Origin of the sequence: Neobacillus drentensis, assembly GCF_036966985.1 — a bacterium.
Taxonomy (GTDB): domain Bacteria; phylum Bacillota; class Bacilli; order Bacillales; family Cytobacillaceae; genus Neobacillus; species Neobacillus drentensis_E.
In genome coordinates, this window is record NZ_JBALSN010000188.1 from 17,483 (window position 1) to 33,821 (window position 16,339).

Consider the following 16,339-nt stretch of genomic DNA (forward strand, 5'->3'; position numbering starts at 1 on the left):
TTTGGGGCTAGCCTCCTCTTGATAACCGCGAGATATTATCTCGCGGTTTTTTTGCACTTATTGTTCATGGATCTATGAGTCCGAACTATCGGTTTACTTAAGCTTATGGTTAGATAAAAAGTGGAAGGCCAAGTTTGCAAAATTCCTGCTTAAAAGATATAAATAGGTAAGTTTAGTTAGGATTATAAAGCATTTAACTATTCGGAGGATATAAAATGTTAATAGACAAAATCATAAAATTTGAAAATAATTTTGCAGAGGTTCAATCCCAAGTAATAGAAAAACCTTTTGGCAAAATCTTTTATGATAAAAGTAATCCTTTATCATATGATAGCAATCATGCATTGATTAATGATGATTCAGACTATGAATTCGCAATAAAAGAGATTGTGAATTTTTATCAATCAATAGATATAACTCCACGAGTGTATACATTTTCAAGAAATAAAAGTAAAGTTGGTCAATATTTAGAAAGTAAGGGATTTAATAGATCAATAGACGAAATTTGTTTCTTTGTCCAAAAAAATAAAAAAATAATAGATATTTCTCAGTCCCTTCAAGTTAAAAGGTTAAACTATATAGATGACGCAATAAGTGAATTACTCAGCTCTGATAAAGAACAAGGTGAGTGGGGTTATAAATCTCTGTTAAAGTCGATAGATAACGAAAACTTTTATTTGTTTGGTGGATACATTGATGGAGAATTAGTTTGTATCGCTTCCTTGTACCACAAGAATGATATTTATAGGGTAAATGATGTATTTACTAAAAAAGATAAAAGAGGTAAGGGTTATGGCAGCCAATTAATTAACTTTATTACTGATTTTAATGATAAGACACTTAAATCAATATGTTATTTATATGCTCACAATCCTAATGCAATAAAAGTATATAAAAAAGCTGGATATGAGGAAATAAATGCAATTGTGAGAGGATGTTACTGGTTAGAATAATGCCCGTGCTAGTCACGTCCATAAGTATGAATAAAGTGAGGTTTATGAATGATTTTTACTTATGCTATTACACAAGATAACCAATTGATAAAAGATGTAAAGATGGAGGACCTAAGGTCAGATCAATTTAAATTTTATTGGGTGGATTTTGAGGAACCAACTAATGAGGAAACAAAATTGTTAAGTGAATTTTTCCACTTTCATCCCTTGGCAATTGAGGATTGTCTGCATTTTATCCAGCGCCCCAATATGAATTATTATGGTGAAGTACTTTTCTTTGTTTTACATTCATTAACTAAAACAATAAGGTGCGAGGAGATTGATGTTTTTGTAGGAGAAAACTATGTCGTGTCTTTTCATAAGGAGAAGGATGAGGCGATAGACATGGTTAAGCAAAAATTATTTGCAAGTAAAGAAGTGGAAAAGGTTGGACCGTTATATGTTCTTCATAGCATTATTGATGAATTAGTAGATTGCTATTTTCCAATTTTGCATCAAATTGAGGACAAACTAAATGAATATGAAGAGAGAGAAGCAAGCAGCAAAAAAATCATCGAAGAGGTTTATGAGATTCGCAGAGATTTGATTCGTTTGCGGAAAACGATTAATCCAATGAGAGATTTGTTATACAGGATGATAAACTCCAAGCGGATTCAGGATACGAAGCAAATACACCATTATTTTGCCGATATCTATGATCACTTGATGAAGTTAACGGATATGGTTGCATCTAATCAAGACGTTACTTCTGACATGAGGGAGAATTACATGTCCATTCAATCCAATCGAATGAACTCCATTATGATGACTCTTACCGTTATAACAACCATTTTTATGCCCATTACATTTATTGTAGGAGTGTACGGAATGAATTTTGATCATATGCCAGAGCTACATTGGAAATACGGCTATTTTATCACGCTAGGGGTTATTGCGATACTTGTAATGGTAATGATTTTTTGGTTTTACAAAAAAGGCTGGTTATTAAAAAAATAATGCAAAAATTAAGAAGTTTAATGCGTTAACTCAGTATGGTTACGATCCCTTTTATTATCTGTATATATATGGAACTTTTTTCATAAAGTGATTTAAAGGGGTGATCAGAATGAACTATACGAAATCGATAATAAGCGGACTTGTTGCGCTGGTGATTATCGTGGTTGGCTTTTTTTCTGGTACTACCGTGGATTCTGGTTATCGAGGGGTTTTATTACAATTGGGGGCGGTTAAACCGACGATTCTGACGGAAGGATTTCATTTTAAGATTCCATTTATTCAAACCGTACAACCGATTGAAGTCCGGGTTCAAAAAGAAGAAAGTTCACAGACAGCGGCCTCAAAGGATCTGCAAATGGTCACCGCGATGGTGGCCGTCAACTATTCTGCTGATCCGGAAGCAGTGAATAAGCTTTATCAAGAAATCGGGTTGGATTATCGTACCCGCATCGTTGACCCCGCGATTGCGGAATCACTCAAGGCGATCACTGCCCAGTACACCGCAGAAGAACTAATTTCGAAACGGCCGGAAGTATCGGCGAAAGTGAAAGATATGCTCGCTAGTAAATTAACAAAATATTATATGATCCTAGAAGATATTAATATTAAAGAATTCGCTTTTAGTGATGAATTCAATAAAGCGATTGAATCAAAACAAACTGCCGAACAAAATGCGTTACGTGCAAAAAGAGATCTTGAACGAGTCAAAATTGAAGCCGAGCAGAAAGTCGCACAAGCGGGTGCAGAAGCAGAAGCTTTACGATTGAAAAAACAAGAGGTAACCGAGGAACTGATTCAATTAAAACAAATCGAAGTCCAAGAAAAGGCGTTGGAAAAATGGGATGGGCACCTGCCAAGTGTCACTGGTGGAGCTACGCCGTTTATAGATGTGGAGGGACTTTCGAAAAAATAGCAGGGAATTACGGCAACTCCTCATGCAGGTATAATGTCGTCACAATGGAGAAATTAGTATAATCTTAAATATTGATTGATAGCCTTGAGTTACTTTCGGTTATCAATCTTTTTTTCTTTACATTAACTTTACATTTAACTTATTGAATTAATTATATAAGTGATTTATTATATAAGCGAATGATTATATGTAATTACACATGTTTGATTTGGTAAGAATAACTGAGTCAGGTATAAAGTGTATGAGTTAACAGAATCTAAAAATAATTACTTTAGGCAGGAAATTTAGATAAGTATATTATTATTTCCTTATTAATTAAGTTGTCAGGAGGTGTTTATCATATCAGAATCAACCATTGAATTAGAAAGCGCAGCTAACATCTTAAAATTGTTAGGCGATAAAACCCGTTTAACTATGATCAAAATTCTTGATAGCCACGATGCTTGTGTATGCGAATTTGTTGAAATATTTAAAACAAGTCAGCCTGCGATCAGCCAGCACATTCGTAAGTTAAAGGATGCTGGGTTAGTGAGGGAAACAAGAAGAGGACAATGGATCATTTACTCTTTGAGTAAAGATAGTCCTTATTATCCATTGGTTCAAGATTTACTTCTGCATCTTCCAAATCAAGATTTTAGATTGAAGGAATTGGAAGAACAGGGACTACGAATTTCATGCGAATAATTGGAGGTTTCAACATTGGTATCAACCATACTTGCATCATTGATTTTCTTAATTACACTTATTCTGGTTATTTGGCAACCTAAAAATTTATCCATTGGTTGGTCTGCATGCGGGGGTGCGATTCTTGCGTTATTGGTAGGAGTAGTTGATTTACAGGATGTATTAGAAGTAACTAAGATTGTTTGGAACGCTACTTTTTCTTTCATTGCTATCATTATTATTTCGTTAATATTAGACGAAATTGGTTTCTTTGAATGGGCTGCCTTACACATGGCACGGGCAGCAAAAGGCAACGGAATAAAAATGTTCGTTTTTGTCAGCATTCTTGGAGCTCTCGTCGCAGCATTTTTCGCCAATGATGGGGCAGCTCTTATCCTTACACCAATCGTTTTAGCGATGGTTCGGAATTTAAAATTGGAAGACAAGATGATTTTCCCATTTATTATTGCAAGTGGGTTTATAGCTGATACGACTTCCTTGCCATTGGTGGTAAGTAATCTTGTAAATATTGTTTCTGCTGACTTTTTTGGAATTGGGTTTGTTCATTTTGCATCAAGAATGATTATCCCAAATTTATTTTCTTTAGTCGCAAGTATTTTAGTGCTCTTTTTGTACTTCAGAAGAAGTATTCCAAAACAATATGATTTATCAAAATTAAAACAACCAGTTGATGCCATTCGTGATGAAAAAATGTTCCGTTTGTCTTGGGTTGTCTTAGCTATCCTATTAGCTGGTTACTTTATTAGTCAAACACTTCACGTTCCTGTTTCGATCATTGCAGGTGTCGTTGCCATCTTCTTCTTATTTATGGGTAGGAGAAGCCATGCAATCGAAACAAAAAAGGTCATAAAAGGAGCACCTTGGGCCATCGTATTTTTCTCGATTGGTATGTATGTGGTGGTTTATGGCTTACGAAATGCTGGATTAACAGGTGTACTTGCAGATGTGATTCAAGCATGTGCCGATCATGGATTATTTTTAGGAACCATCTCCATGGGATTCATCGCAGCTATTCTTTCTTCTATTATGAATAACATGCCAACGGTGATGATTGATGCACTTGCAATTGCTGATACCCATACAGTAGGTGTTATCAGAGAAGGACTCATTTATGCCAATGTCATTGGATCAGATTTAGGTCCAAAAATCACACCTATTGGGTCGCTTGCTACCTTATTGTGGCTGCATGTGTTGAAAACTAAAGGTGTAAAAATTTCGTGGGGAACTTATTTTAAAACAGGAATTGTCTTAACCATCCCAGTATTGTTTATCACACTATTAGGTTTATACCTATGGTTATTAATAGTTTAACCATTAAATCAGACCAACAGAAAAAGGAGAACAACTACTATGTCTAAAAAAACAATCTATTTTCTATGTACAGGTAACTCTTGCAGAAGCCAAATGGCAGAAGGCTGGGCGAAAAAGCATTTAGGTGATGAGTGGGAAGTGAAAAGTGCTGGTCTTGAGGCACATGGTTTAAACCCGAACGCAGTGAAAGCGATGAAAGAAGCTGGAATTGATATATCTAATCAAACATCTGATGTGATCGATCCTAAGATATTAAATCATGCAGATTTAGTTGTGACGCTGTGCGGGCATGCAGCAGAGCATTGCCCAGTAACTCCACCTCATGTTAAACGTGTTCACTGGGGATTTGATGACCCAGCAAAAGCAGAAGGAACGGATGAAGAAAAATGGGCATTCTTCCAACGTGTCCGTGACGAAATCGGTGAGCGTATTAATCGTTTTGGTGAAACCGGCGAGTAAGAAGATTTAATAGGCAAGAGTAAAAATAGTCTTGGCAATGAAAACTAAATAAAGTAAAAGGTGGAGTTAAACCTTGGCTGCTCAAAACTATAACGAGTTAATAAAAGATCGCAGATGACATGAGAGACATTATTTTATAGGGAAATTTTGTAAGGGGTCGTTTGGCATGAATATATTTGCAGTTGGGATTGGCGGCTTTTTGGGTGCAATATTTCGTTATACAATAGGGATATTGATCTCACCAACAAATAGATTTCCATTCGGTACTTTGACCATTAATCTGTTTGGCTGTCTATTTCTCGCGTGGTTTTTTACCATTACATTAAATCGAAAGAATATTAATCAGAATCTAAAATTAGCGATTGGAACAGGATTTACAGGTGCCTTTACTACGTTTTCAACCTTTTCCGTTGAAACATTGAATTTAATTAAAAATGATCAAATGAATTTGGCCTTGCTCTATGTACTTTTAAGCGTTTTTGGAGGAATCGCTCTGGCTTTGTTTGGTGCAAAATTGGCTGGATTTCAGTTCGGAAACCAACGGAATGGAGGAGAGAGATAATGTTTTTTGTAGGTATTGGGGGTATATTTGGTGCGATTTTGAGATTCCAGCTCGGGAAATGGATTACGAGCAAGACAACATACAAATTCCCACTTGCCACATGGATCATTAATATTAGTGGTTCGTTTGTACTTGGGATTCTGGCTGTTTTACATCTAGGAAAGGGAATTCCCGATTGGTTATGGTTACTGTGTGGAACAGGTTTTCTCGGAGCATATACCACCTTTTCCACCTTCGGTTACGAAACGATCCAAATGTTGCAGAAGAGGGAAACTAAACATGCAGTATTTTATGTTAGTACTTCGGTCCTTTTAGGTATTCTTTTTGCGTGGATAGGAAGTATCCTCGGCACCTATGTTTGATGTGTTTACAAAAAATGAAAGATACCAGTTAAGTAAAAAGCTTTAGAAAAAAAGAAAGAGTTTTTCCAAGTCGCGGTAAACTCTCTCTTTAGTTGGAATTTAATTTGGTTCAACATGGACATGTACATCATAGACATGATGCTCTTTTATTAATACATTTTCGACCTTGGTAGCAATATCATGGGCTCCGCGAATATCTAAATCAGAATTGACCAGAATCACAATATCCACTACCACGTTATTACCGTAATTTCGGGCTTTAATGTCTTTAACCCCTTTAACCCCATTACAATCAATGATCGTTTCTTTATATGTCTCTATTTGTTTTTCATCAAATCCATCGGTCAAATGATGGGAAGCATCTCTAAAAATCTCCCAACCGGTCTTACAGATGAGTAAGCCAACGATAATCGCCGTAATAGGATCGAGCCAAGGAAGATTGAACTGGGCACCAATGATACCGATAAATGTACCGACACTGACCCATGCATCTGAGAGGTTATCCTTTGCTGCTGCCATAACAGATTGGCTATTAATTTCTCTAGCTAATTTTTTATTATATCGATAAACCAAATACATAACTACAGCACAAAATAGACCTGTCCATGCAGAAATCAAATCTGGGGTTTCATTTCTTCCATGAAATATACTCGAAATCGCTTCGTATGTTACTTGTATTCCCACAGCAATCATAATAAATGAAGCGACCATGGAGGCAACTGTTTCTGCTTTCCAGTGCCCATAAGGATGATCATCATCGGGCGGCCGCTGCGACAATTTAAGACCAATCAGTACAGCTATTGACGCAATAATATCTGTGACATTATTTAAACCGTCTGCTTTTAAGGCTTCAGAGTTAGCTATAAAACCGACTGATAATTTTAATGAAGATAAGATTATGTAAGCGATAATGCTTATGATCGCTCCTCGTTCTCCTCTTCTCAAATCCAAATATCCCTGTTCGTTCATATTTCTATCCCCCGCCATTTCTCTATTTTTATTATGGGATAAAAATAACTAGTGGGTCTAGAGAAACCTTTTGTCCTCCTTCAAACTAAGTAATGGCAGTGAAAAAAAGTTTCACTGGGGAAACTAGCAATTCCTCTTTTCCCTTCAGCACTACTTTCATAAAAATATAGCCCTGTCCAAAAAAGTTATTCTGCATAATTTTATTTAGAGAGAAATTTTTTAGGGGATGATAATTTGAATGAAATGAGCAATATGCAGCCTACTAATCTATGCAGACAATTTGCTGATATCCTTGGTGCTACACCGTCTGTCATTAATGGAGTTTGTACAGCGACCAAATCTCGGACAAACCTCCACCCAGTTGTGTTGGGACGTAGAGCAGAATCTTTTATGTTTGTGCCACAAGCATTTTCGTTTGAGAATATTGATAGCGAGGGAAGAGCATTGTGTCTTGGAGAAACTGTTATTCTTCAAGAGGAGATTAATCCGTTTATTTCCCGTTTACGGGCAAACGGGATTATTGTAACAGCTCTCCACAATCATTGGCTGTTTGATGTACCACGTTTGATGTATATCCATTTTGAATCAATCGATGAACCACTTTCTTTTGCTAGAAAAGTTAGAAATGCTCTTGAAGTTTTGACTACTCGAAATGTGAGACGGGCTTTAAATGTTAGATCAAGTGCAAATAGTCAAGCAGAAGAGTTGTGCGAAGAATTTCATAGAATCCTTGGCGGAATGCATACGTTCGAAAATGGGATTTGTACGGTTATGAGATCGCGGACAAATATTATGCCGCAAATTTTGGGGAGACGAACTAGGTCTTTCCTAGCTATTCCTCAGATGTTTACTTTTGAATCGTTAACCTTATCTGGTAGAGCACTTTGTAGTGGTGAAACAGTTATTTTGCAAGAAGAGATTAACCCGTTCATTAGTAAACTCCGTGAACATAATATCATTGTTACTGCTTTTCACAATCATTGGTTATTTGACAATCCAAGACTGATGTATATTCATTTTGAAAAGATAGATAATCCAGTAAGGTTTGCACTAGCTGTTCGAGATGCTTTACAGGTATTAACAAATGATGAAGTAAGACCTTCTTAATAAAATTGTCAAACTACCTCTCGTTAGGTAGTTTTTTTACTTGCTCATAACAATTGAAAAGCGTTAACTATTACACTACAATATGTAATGGAAGGGAGGATGTTAAATGACAGTCAATAATTTTCGTTTTGACCAAGAAGGACTTAATCGTTTTTTCGGTCCGCTTGAGTCTAAAATAATGGACATTCTTTGGGAAGGCAATGAAAAGAGTATAAAGGACGTTCAACAAAAATTAGAAAATGAAAAACCGCTCAACTTCAATACAGTTATGACCGTTATGAACCGTCTTGTCGATAAAAACATCCTTACGAAAAGAGTAGAAGGAAGAACATCTCTCTTTAAACCAGTAAAGACCAAAGAGGATTTTATTAGCGACCAATCAAAAAAACTAACAGATAACCTTTTGGACGAATTTGGGGGGTTAGTGGTTAATCATATGCTCGATTCTTTAAATGAAGTGGATGACCGGTTACTTCTGAAACTGGAGCAAAAAATTGAACAGTTAAAAAAGGGCAGAAAGTAATATGATCTGGAAACATAAATCAACTGCCGTTTTAGGATTAGCCCTTTTCTTTGCGATTATTTTGTTTGTTCAAATGGCTATGTTTCTAGTTAATATCTTATTTGGCCCATTAGAGCTATTTAATATCTTTAACTTTTGCGTTAGCTTATTTGAAAAAGGGACGTTTGCCTATTATGCGACCTTATTATTCGTGAGTGCCTATATTTTTTATACAGTTTTCTTGGTTTGTAAAAAGATTGTACAGCAAATCCTAGTTTTACATTCATTTCAAAATAAAATTCAACTACTTATGAATAAAGATAAATCCAAACAATTGAATCAAATCTTTAACAGAAAAAATGATGATATCGTTGTGATCAATCATAACGATCCGTTGGCATTTACATTTGGGTTTTCGAACCCAGTAATCGTCCTTTCTACAACACTAATTGAAATGTTAGATTCAAAGGAATTAGAAGCAGTCATTTACCACGAAACTTCGCACCAAAGGTATTATGATGGAATTAAGGTGTTTATTTTACAAATGATTTCAGAATCGATATGGTATATTCCTCTTACAAGATGGTCCTATCAGAATTATCGGATTATGATAGAACTAGTTGCCGATGAATATGCGATTAATCGAATGGGTTCAGAACTTGGATTAGGCAGCGCTCTTTTAAAGTTAATCAAGAAGCAGCTGAAGGTTAATTCAAATCTTACTCCAGCTATAGTCCATTTTGCGGATAGTACAATCGATTATAGGCTTCAACAGTTAATTAATCCGCAACAATCGATTCCAGTTAAAGTAGAGACACGAACAATCGTCATCTCTTTAAATGTATTTATTTTAATATTATTGCTATTAGTTATTGCCTAATAAGGATTGGGGGTTAAGTCCAATCCTTTATTTAATTAAGTAGTTAATAGATTAATTGGTAGAGAAGTATTATCACTTGACCACTTGCAACACATTACACTACAATGAGTAGTGTAAAATAGATTTTTCGTGCAAAAGGGAGAATTTGTTACTCTTTTACACTACGATTTGTAGTGGGGATTATACGGAATTTGAGAGGAGAAAGTAAATTGAATAAATTAGAAGTAGGGACACTCATTTTAAGAATATTTTTAGGGTTATCATTTTTTATTCACGGTGTTTCAAAGTTTCAAAATGGTATTGAAAATACTGTAGGTTGGTTTGATAGTATAGGAATTCCGGGTTTTGTGGGGTACATAGTCGCCATTATCGAATTAGGCGGGGGTCTTTTGTTAACCATCGGATTTGGAACACGATATATTGCTGCTCTGTTTGTATTCATCATGATAGGAGCTATTTTAAAGGTAAAATTGGCAGCAGGCTTCATGGGAAATGGACAAGGTGCGGGGTTTGAATTGGATCTTGCCTTTGCGGTTATGGCGGTATTTCTATTCTTAAATTCAAATTCTGTTCTTTCTCTTGATTCAAAATTATTCTCAAAAAACCCACAATAATGATTTAAATACTAAAGAAATTAGAGGGTGAATAGATGTCTACGGGGAACAAAAAAACGAAAAAGTCGAAAAATCAATCATCTAAATTTATTTTCTGGGTGATTGGTTTAATCGCAGTTTGTCTCGTCGGGTTAATTTTTTTATCAAATACGGCTAAAAAAGAAGCAATGGACTATGAGGGACAGCCATTTTTAGGGGAAAAGTCAGCCCCTGTAAAAATCGTTGAATTTGGTGATTATAAATGTCCTTATTGCAAAAATTTTAATGATACACTTCTTCAAGATATCGAAAAGGATTTTATCGATACAGGAAAAGCTTCGTTTTATTTTATGAATTATTCGTTTATCAATGTTGATTCTACTCGTTCTGCCAAATTTGCGGAAACCGTCTTTAAAGAACTAGGAAATGAAACGTTTTGGAAGTTTCATGAACTGTTATATGAAAAACAGCCTGATGATACTAAAGCGGAGCAAATGGATATCTATACGGAAGCCTTTCTTAAGGACACTTTACGTGAAATTGCCTCTGAAGCAGAGGTGAAACGAGTGGTCAATGCCTTTAATAATGACCAATCAAAAGAAGCATGGGAGAAAGATATGAGTGCAGCTAATAAGTTAAGTATTACAAGCACCCCTTCCATTTTTATTAATGGTGTGAAATTTGAAGGGAGCACCTATAATGATTTCAAGAAAAGAGTTCACGAAGCAGCAACTGAAGAGTAATGACTAGAATGAAAAATCGCTTTAACCTCATTTTTTATCAATAAGCAGGTAAACGCTATGTTTTACCTGCTTTATTAAATCGAAATTAGTTACTAGAAATGCCCTTCCTTGGATGATGAACTATCGCGTATATTAAAATTTATTTCTTTTCTTTATCATGATCATCATCCATTATACCTTTTGTTGACTGTTTAAATTCTTTAAGAGTAGATCCCAAGGCACGACCTAGCTCAGGCAGTTTTTTCGGCCCAAAAACAATTAATGCAATCACAAATATCAATAGGGCACCACCGATTCCTATGTTTGCCACCTTGACGCCTCCTAATTATTTTACGAAAAAAGCCGTAAAATACATGATTAATAGTCCAAGCGTAAATCCAGTAAAATTCATCCATGATACAACTGGTTCATTATTCTTTTTTTGTTCTTCAATCAACATTTTGGAGATAACAAATATTACCTGTAAAATGGCACCCGCACCAATTCCTAAAAAGATTGCACCCCAGATTGGTGAGAAGATAAAACCTCCAAACCATGTTCCCAAAATGGCGGGAGCACCAGCAATCGTACCTAGTAAAACAAAAGAACTAAATTTTGGTTTGCTTTTTAATAATGGAGCAGCAATCCCTATCCCTTCAGTTATATTATGCAAGGTAAAACCGATTACTAAAAAAGTACCTAATGCAGCTTCTCCGAGGGCAAAAGAAGAACCAATAGCCAACCCTTCTCCAAAATTATGAAGACCAATTCCTGTTGCCATCAATAATGAAATCCCCAGCGGTGAATAACCAGTTCGTTTTTGTCTTTGATGTTGATATTGATCAAATCCAACCAGTAAAAGAAAAGAAAGGACCGTACAAATAATCACAACCATGTTGCCCTGGAATACAGACGGTGCTTCAGCTCCTATTTCAAATCCATCAAATAACGTGCCAAAAAATAAGAATAGTAGAAGTCCTACTGTGAGGGCAAGAATCGCATTAATCCAGCTTTTTTTCAAACGCTTCATAAATGGATACCACAATAATCCTAGAGTGATCGGTACAATTCCAACATAGAAGCCAATAAATCCGTAGTTCAACACATTATCCCATGAAAAGTTGGGAGTTAAGGTTGCTGCATCAATAGCGGCTTCTGTGATGATTCCATTTTCAGATATTAATAGAATTGTATGAGGATCACCTTCAACCCATGGATAATTAATCGTTACTTTTCCATCTTCAAACCTGTTCAGCGTGGAATCTGGAGTCATCGAAAAATTCCATACAGAATCATCAACAATTACTTGAGAAATCGTCAGTGTTTCTGGGCCTGTATTACTTACATGTAACTCAAAACCTGATGGTACAATTTTAATTTGTTCCACATTAAGCACTTCGATGGGAGCAGCAGGATCTCGTTCTACTCCCGCCCCATTTTTAAATACCCAACCCAACACAAGCACTAATAGAACAAGTGGTATTAGACCAGTAATCAACCATTTTGATTTCATAATTTTGACTCCTTCCTATTCAACCTCAAAGAATCCCATCCAGCCAAGTTCAGCAAATTCACTGACATGAGCGTGAAACATATATTTTCCCTTGTATGGAAAACGAACTTCAATAATCCCACGTTCCCCTTGGCATTGCATGATGGTATCAGTAAATTGAGTGGGATTGTCATTTCTTCCCGTTGGAATGTACGTAAAATAGTTTGCATGTAAATGGAAAGAGTTTAGTAAGTCAAATTCGGTTAAATTACTCAAATAAATACGGACAAGCTCATCCTTCTTGATCTTTATTGGATGATTCATAAAGGCAAACGCATAACCATTAACCGTATAAAACTCGTTTGCACCATCTAAATCTAAATCAAATGCATTCATGGCCATATTTAATTCAAGTGCGGGTTCCCTTGGAGTTTTTGGATCAATAATAAAATTCCCATATAACCCTTTATGAATATGTCGGCGTAAAGGTAAAACATGGCAATGATAAAGTTGTAAGCCATATGGCTTTGCTTCGAATTCATACGTGAATGATTGTCCTGGAGGAATAGGCTCTAATCCATCCATTTCTGGTGGGTGAATACCATGAAAATGAATAGAGTGAGGATGACTTCCTTGGTTAATAAAATGAAATCGTAGTAGATCCCCCTCAGTACAACGGAATGTTGGTCCTGGAATCGTTCCATTATAGGTCCAGCCAGGGAACATAATCCCCTTTGCGATTTCTATTTCTTTATCAACTGCAACTATTTGATATTCACGCAAAGTACGACCGTCTAGTTGTTTGGTAGTTTTTCCATAATCAAACTCGGTTAAGAGACGTTTTGCCATTTTATAACCTTCTGTTTTCGTAGAATCAAACATGTTTGAGTGATTTGCAGAATGATTATTGTGACTGGATGATGCATGATCGTCAGCATGGACTACTTTAGAAAAAGGTGCAACTTTATTTAAATAAATACTTCCTGCAATTCCTATTGCACCCGTCGTTCCGATTTTTAAAATATCCCTTCGAGAAATCTTATTGTCTGACATACTTTTACCTCCTTCTAAAAAGTTTACCTGATGCAACTTTATTGTCCTTGTCAATACTTTATGTTACGGACATTCTTGTTGTCAATACAGAATTCAAAAAACATTCAAATAATTATTTGACCATTTAAACGTAATTACATATACTGATAATCAAATAGGCGTTTGAATAAGGAGGTATGGAACTTTTGAAGCACGATGATATATGTGAAGTAACCTGCGTTGATGATTTAAAAGTTAAACGGGTAAAGGAGTCTGTTTCCCAACAAAATACTTTAGCCGTTTCACAAATATTTAAGGCATTAGCAGATGACACTAGAATTAAAATTGCGTATGCCTTAAGCGAAGAAGATGAATTATGTGTATGTGATGTAGCCAACATCGTAGGTAGTACAACAGCTACTGCTTCCCACCATTTACGACTTCTTCGTAATTTAGGATTAGCGAAATATCGAAAAGAGGGAAAATTAGTTTTCTATTCATTGGATGATGATCATGTAAAACAATTGATTCAAATTGCATTTGAGCATCAAAAGGAGGTGAAATCTCATGAGTGACGCTTTAGAAAAATCCAATGAAAAAACCGTGTACCGTGTGCAAGGATTCACCTGAGCAGGCTGTGCGACAAAGTTCGAAAAGAACGTACAACACCTGGATGGTGTTGCTAATGCAAGTGTAAATTTCGGCGCTTCTAAACTTACGGTTTATGGTGAAACAACAATTGAGGATATAGAAAAAGCAGGGGCTTTTGAAAATATAAAAGTGATTCCTGAGAAACAAAGATTTGAAGAGGAAAAAGTGCCGTTTTTGCAAAAACATTCAATTGTTATCGCCTCATTGGTTTTCTTGCTTATTGGATGGGTTTCAGCACAAATGAATGGTGAAGAAAGTCTACCTTCCATACTAGCCTATGGAGCTGCTATCTTAGTAGGTGGTTATCGCCTTTTCACCACGGGATTGAAAAATTTATTCCGTTTAGACTTTGACATGAGAACCTTAATGACAATTGCCGTGATTGGTGCGGCAATTATCGGTGAGTGGGGAGAAGGTGCAACGGTCGTCATCCTGTTCGCCATCAGTGAGGTACTAGAGTCTTACTCAATGGATAAAGCGAGACAATCGATTCGTTCCTTAATGGATATTGCTCCGAAAGAGGCCTTAATTCGCAGGGGCGATAAAGAGTTTACAGTAGAAGTGGACGATATTCGAATTGGTGATATTTTAATCGTAAAGCCTGGACAAAAAATCGCTATGGATGGAACGGTTGTAAAAGGACTATCGTCAGTTAACCAAGCTGCGATTACTGGGGAATCTGTTCCCGTTTCTAAAACCATTGATGATGAAGTATTCGCAGGTACTTTAAACGAAGAAGGACTACTCGAAGTTAAAGTGACGAAACATGTTGATGATACAACAATTGCAAAAATCATTCATCTTGTAGAAGAGGCTCAAGCTGAAAGGGCTCCATCTCAAGCGTTTGTAGATCGCTTCGCGAAGTATTATACACCTGTCATCATGTTGATTTCGCTTTTAGTGGCAGTACTTCCACCCTTATTATTTGATGGGGATTGGAGTAAATGGATCTATCAGGGTCTGGCAGTATTAGTGGTAGGTTGTCCTTGTGCACTCGTTATTTCCACTCCAGTTTCGATTGTAACCGCTATTGGGAATGCGGCAAGAAATGGTGTCTTGATCAAAGGTGGGATTCATTTAGAGGAAATGGGAGCGATTAAAGCCATTGCCTTTGATAAGACAGGGACTTTAACAGAAGGAATTCCCGTTGTAACGGATTATCTTCCACAAGAGAATACAAATCCGAATGAACTTCTTTCCATTATCGCTGCATTAGAAAATGGTTCACAACATCCTTTAGCTTCAGCAATCATGAAAAAAGCTGAGCAAGAGAATTTACCATATCAAGACATTGCTCTTGAAGATTTCTCTTCTATTACAGGAAAAGGAATCAAGGGCAAAGTCAACAAGCAGATGTATTATGTAGGAAGTCCTAATTTGTACGATGAACTCTTAACAAATGGAATACCAACGAATCTTAAGGCGACTATAACTGAACTCCAAAATAAGGGGAAAACAGTTATGGTGGTGGGGACTGAGTCAGAAATATTAGCCCTACTAGCAGTTGCCGATGAAGTAAGAGGAAACAGCCGATCAGTTATCCAGAAACTTCACAGATTAGGTATTCAAGAAACAATCATGTTAACGGGCGATAATAAAGGGACAGCCAATGCTATTGGCCAGCAAGTAGGAGTTTCTGGTATTCAGGCTGACCTTTTACCTCAAGATAAACTTGCCTATATTAAAGAATTAAGAAATAAATACGACCGTGTCGCCATGGTAGGGGACGGCGTGAATGATGCACCAGCTCTTGCTGCATCAACTGTCGGTATTGCCATGGGAGGGGCTGGAACGGATACGGCCCTCGAAACAGCAGATATTGCTTTAATGGCTGATGATTTAGGGAAACTGCCGTTTACGTTAAAACTAAGCAGAAAAGCCTTATTTATCATCAAACAAAACATCACTTTTTCATTAGGAATTAAACTCGTTGCACTTTTATTGGTGATTCCTGGATGGTTAACCCTTTGGATTGCAATATTTGCGGATATGGGAGCCACACTTATCGTGACACTTAATGGTTTGCGACTTCTCCGGGTAAAAGACAAATAAGCTATGGCTTCCCAACAGTTTGGGAAGCCATTTTTGATTTTAATGCTGGAGGAGGAAAAGAACTAACTGTTCATCCCTCATAATTTGTAAGCTTTTTAT

At 36.4% G+C, this 16,339-nt stretch carries 19 protein-coding genes; 15 read left to right on the forward strand and 4 right to left on the reverse strand.

Features of this window, described 5'->3' with window-relative positions; translation table 11 throughout:
• The first annotated feature begins 215 nt into the window (after nt 1–215).
• From V7659_RS12815 to crcB (V7659_RS12850), 8 genes are all read left to right on the forward strand, one after another.
• Nucleotides 216–953, forward strand: a complete 738-nt coding sequence (locus tag V7659_RS12815; RefSeq protein WP_335452680.1) for a GNAT family N-acetyltransferase — start codon at nt 216–218, stop codon at nt 951–953.
• A gap of 48 nt (nt 954–1,001) precedes the next feature.
• Nucleotides 1,002–1,949 (forward strand): magnesium/cobalt transporter CorA, encoded by a 948-nt coding sequence (gene corA, locus V7659_RS12820; RefSeq protein WP_335452678.1) that lies wholly within the window; start codon nt 1,002–1,004, stop codon nt 1,947–1,949.
• Nucleotides 1,950–2,058: 109 nt separating this feature from the next.
• Entirely contained in the window at nt 2,059–2,862 is an 804-nt protein-coding gene (locus tag V7659_RS12825) for a prohibitin family protein (RefSeq protein ID WP_051633469.1), read from the forward strand.
• 339 nt (nt 2,863–3,201) lie between these two features.
• Complete coding sequence (locus tag V7659_RS12830; RefSeq protein ID WP_335452826.1) at nt 3,202–3,546, forward strand: ArsR/SmtB family transcription factor; 345 nt, start codon at nt 3,202–3,204, stop codon at nt 3,544–3,546.
• Between the two features lie 15 nt (nt 3,547–3,561).
• Nucleotides 3,562–4,857, forward strand: a complete 1,296-nt coding sequence (locus V7659_RS12835; protein ID WP_335452674.1) for an arsenic transporter — start codon at nt 3,562–3,564, stop codon at nt 4,855–4,857.
• 39 nt (nt 4,858–4,896) lie between these two features.
• A complete protein-coding gene (gene arsC, locus V7659_RS12840) occupies nt 4,897–5,316 on the forward strand; it encodes an arsenate reductase (thioredoxin) (RefSeq protein WP_335452671.1) in 420 nt (139 codons plus the stop codon).
• A 166-nt stretch (nt 5,317–5,482) separates the two neighbouring features.
• Nucleotides 5,483–5,878, forward strand: coding sequence for a fluoride efflux transporter CrcB (gene crcB, locus V7659_RS12845; protein ID WP_335452669.1), 396 nt, complete (start codon nt 5,483–5,485; stop codon nt 5,876–5,878).
• A complete protein-coding gene (gene crcB / locus V7659_RS12850) occupies nt 5,878–6,240 on the forward strand; it encodes a fluoride efflux transporter CrcB (RefSeq protein ID WP_335452666.1) in 363 nt (120 codons plus the stop codon). The genes crcB (V7659_RS12845) and crcB (V7659_RS12850) overlap by 1 nt, the downstream gene beginning before the upstream one ends.
• 99 nt (nt 6,241–6,339) lie before the next feature.
• On the opposite strand, the gene V7659_RS12855 is transcribed toward crcB (V7659_RS12850), so the two are convergent.
• Nucleotides 6,340–7,209, reverse strand: a complete 870-nt coding sequence (locus tag V7659_RS12855) for a cation diffusion facilitator family transporter (RefSeq protein WP_335452663.1) — start codon at nt 7,207–7,209, stop codon at nt 6,340–6,342.
• A gap of 243 nt (nt 7,210–7,452) precedes the next feature.
• On the opposite strand from V7659_RS12855, the gene V7659_RS12860 reads away from it, so the two are divergent.
• From V7659_RS12860 to V7659_RS12880, 5 genes are all read left to right on the forward strand, one after another.
• Nucleotides 7,453–8,316, forward strand: a complete 864-nt coding sequence (locus V7659_RS12860; protein ID WP_335452660.1) for a DUF1259 domain-containing protein — start codon at nt 7,453–7,455, stop codon at nt 8,314–8,316.
• Nucleotides 8,317–8,422: 106 nt separating this feature from the next.
• The gene (locus V7659_RS12865) at nt 8,423–8,839 is read left to right on the forward strand and encodes a BlaI/MecI/CopY family transcriptional regulator (protein ID WP_335452657.1); all 417 of its coding nucleotides are present in this window, start codon (nt 8,423–8,425) and stop codon (nt 8,837–8,839) included.
• A 1-nt stretch (nt 8,840) separates the two neighbouring features.
• The gene (locus V7659_RS12870; RefSeq protein ID WP_335452655.1) at nt 8,841–9,698 is read left to right on the forward strand and encodes a M56 family metallopeptidase; all 858 of its coding nucleotides are present in this window, start codon (nt 8,841–8,843) and stop codon (nt 9,696–9,698) included.
• Between the two features lie 209 nt (nt 9,699–9,907).
• Nucleotides 9,908–10,312, forward strand: coding sequence for a DoxX family protein (locus tag V7659_RS12875; protein WP_335540332.1), 405 nt, complete (start codon nt 9,908–9,910; stop codon nt 10,310–10,312).
• Between the two features lie 35 nt (nt 10,313–10,347).
• Nucleotides 10,348–11,034 carry a DsbA family protein gene (locus tag V7659_RS12880; RefSeq protein WP_335540333.1) on the forward strand — a complete coding sequence of 229 codons (687 nt, stop codon included), beginning with the start codon at nt 10,348–10,350 and terminating at the stop codon, nt 11,032–11,034.
• Between the two features lie 139 nt (nt 11,035–11,173).
• On the opposite strand, the gene V7659_RS12885 is transcribed toward V7659_RS12880, so the two are convergent.
• From V7659_RS12885 to V7659_RS12895, 3 genes are read right to left on the reverse strand one after another with little or no spacing between them, the layout of a single operon-like run.
• Complete coding sequence (locus V7659_RS12885; RefSeq protein ID WP_335452646.1) at nt 11,174–11,344, reverse strand: twin-arginine translocase TatA/TatE family subunit; 171 nt, start codon at nt 11,342–11,344, stop codon at nt 11,174–11,176.
• 15 nt (nt 11,345–11,359) lie between these two features.
• Entirely contained in the window at nt 11,360–12,526 is a 1,167-nt protein-coding gene (locus V7659_RS12890) for a ZIP family metal transporter (RefSeq protein ID WP_335452643.1), read from the reverse strand.
• Between the two features lie 15 nt (nt 12,527–12,541).
• The gene (locus V7659_RS12895) at nt 12,542–13,558 is read right to left on the reverse strand and encodes a multicopper oxidase domain-containing protein (RefSeq protein WP_335452640.1); all 1,017 of its coding nucleotides are present in this window, start codon (nt 13,556–13,558) and stop codon (nt 12,542–12,544) included.
• A gap of 185 nt (nt 13,559–13,743) precedes the next feature.
• On the opposite strand from V7659_RS12895, the gene V7659_RS12900 reads away from it, so the two are divergent.
• Nucleotides 13,744–14,112 carry an ArsR/SmtB family transcription factor gene (locus V7659_RS12900; RefSeq protein WP_335452637.1) on the forward strand — a complete coding sequence of 123 codons (369 nt, stop codon included), beginning with the start codon at nt 13,744–13,746 and terminating at the stop codon, nt 14,110–14,112.
• Complete coding sequence (locus V7659_RS12905; RefSeq protein ID WP_335452635.1) at nt 14,105–16,240, forward strand: heavy metal translocating P-type ATPase; 2,136 nt, start codon at nt 14,105–14,107, stop codon at nt 16,238–16,240. Before V7659_RS12900 ends, V7659_RS12905 begins: the two co-directional genes overlap by 8 nt.
• The last annotated feature ends 99 nt before the right edge of the window (nt 16,241–16,339 follow it).

Excerpts from the sequence above, each read along its gene's own strand:
- V7659_RS12815 (WP_335452680.1), top strand. The coding sequence starts at position 216 with ATGTTAATAGACAAAATCATAAAATTTGAAAATAATTTTGCAGAGGTT.
- corA (WP_335452678.1), top strand. The coding sequence starts at position 1,002 with ATGATTTTTACTTATGCTATTACACAAGATAACCAATTGATAAAAGAT.
- V7659_RS12825 (WP_051633469.1), top strand. The coding sequence starts at position 2,059 with ATGAACTATACGAAATCGATAATAAGCGGACTTGTTGCGCTGGTGATT.
- arsC (WP_335452671.1), top strand. The coding sequence starts at position 4,897 with ATGTCTAAAAAAACAATCTATTTTCTATGTACAGGTAACTCTTGCAGA.
- crcB (WP_335452669.1), top strand. The coding sequence starts at position 5,483 with ATGAATATATTTGCAGTTGGGATTGGCGGCTTTTTGGGTGCAATATTT.
- crcB (WP_335452666.1), top strand. The coding sequence starts at position 5,878 with ATGTTTTTTGTAGGTATTGGGGGTATATTTGGTGCGATTTTGAGATTC.
- V7659_RS12855 (WP_335452663.1), bottom strand. The coding sequence starts at position 7,209 with ATGAACGAACAGGGATATTTGGATTTGAGAAGAGGAGAACGAGGAGCG.
- V7659_RS12860 (WP_335452660.1), top strand. The coding sequence starts at position 7,453 with ATGAGCAATATGCAGCCTACTAATCTATGCAGACAATTTGCTGATATC.
- V7659_RS12865 (WP_335452657.1), top strand. The coding sequence starts at position 8,423 with ATGACAGTCAATAATTTTCGTTTTGACCAAGAAGGACTTAATCGTTTT.
- V7659_RS12870 (WP_335452655.1), top strand. The coding sequence starts at position 8,841 with ATGATCTGGAAACATAAATCAACTGCCGTTTTAGGATTAGCCCTTTTC.
- V7659_RS12880 (WP_335540333.1), top strand. The coding sequence starts at position 10,348 with ATGTCTACGGGGAACAAAAAAACGAAAAAGTCGAAAAATCAATCATCT.
- V7659_RS12890 (WP_335452643.1), bottom strand. The coding sequence starts at position 12,526 with ATGAAATCAAAATGGTTGATTACTGGTCTAATACCACTTGTTCTATTA.
- V7659_RS12895 (WP_335452640.1), bottom strand. The coding sequence starts at position 13,558 with ATGTCAGACAATAAGATTTCTCGAAGGGATATTTTAAAAATCGGAACG.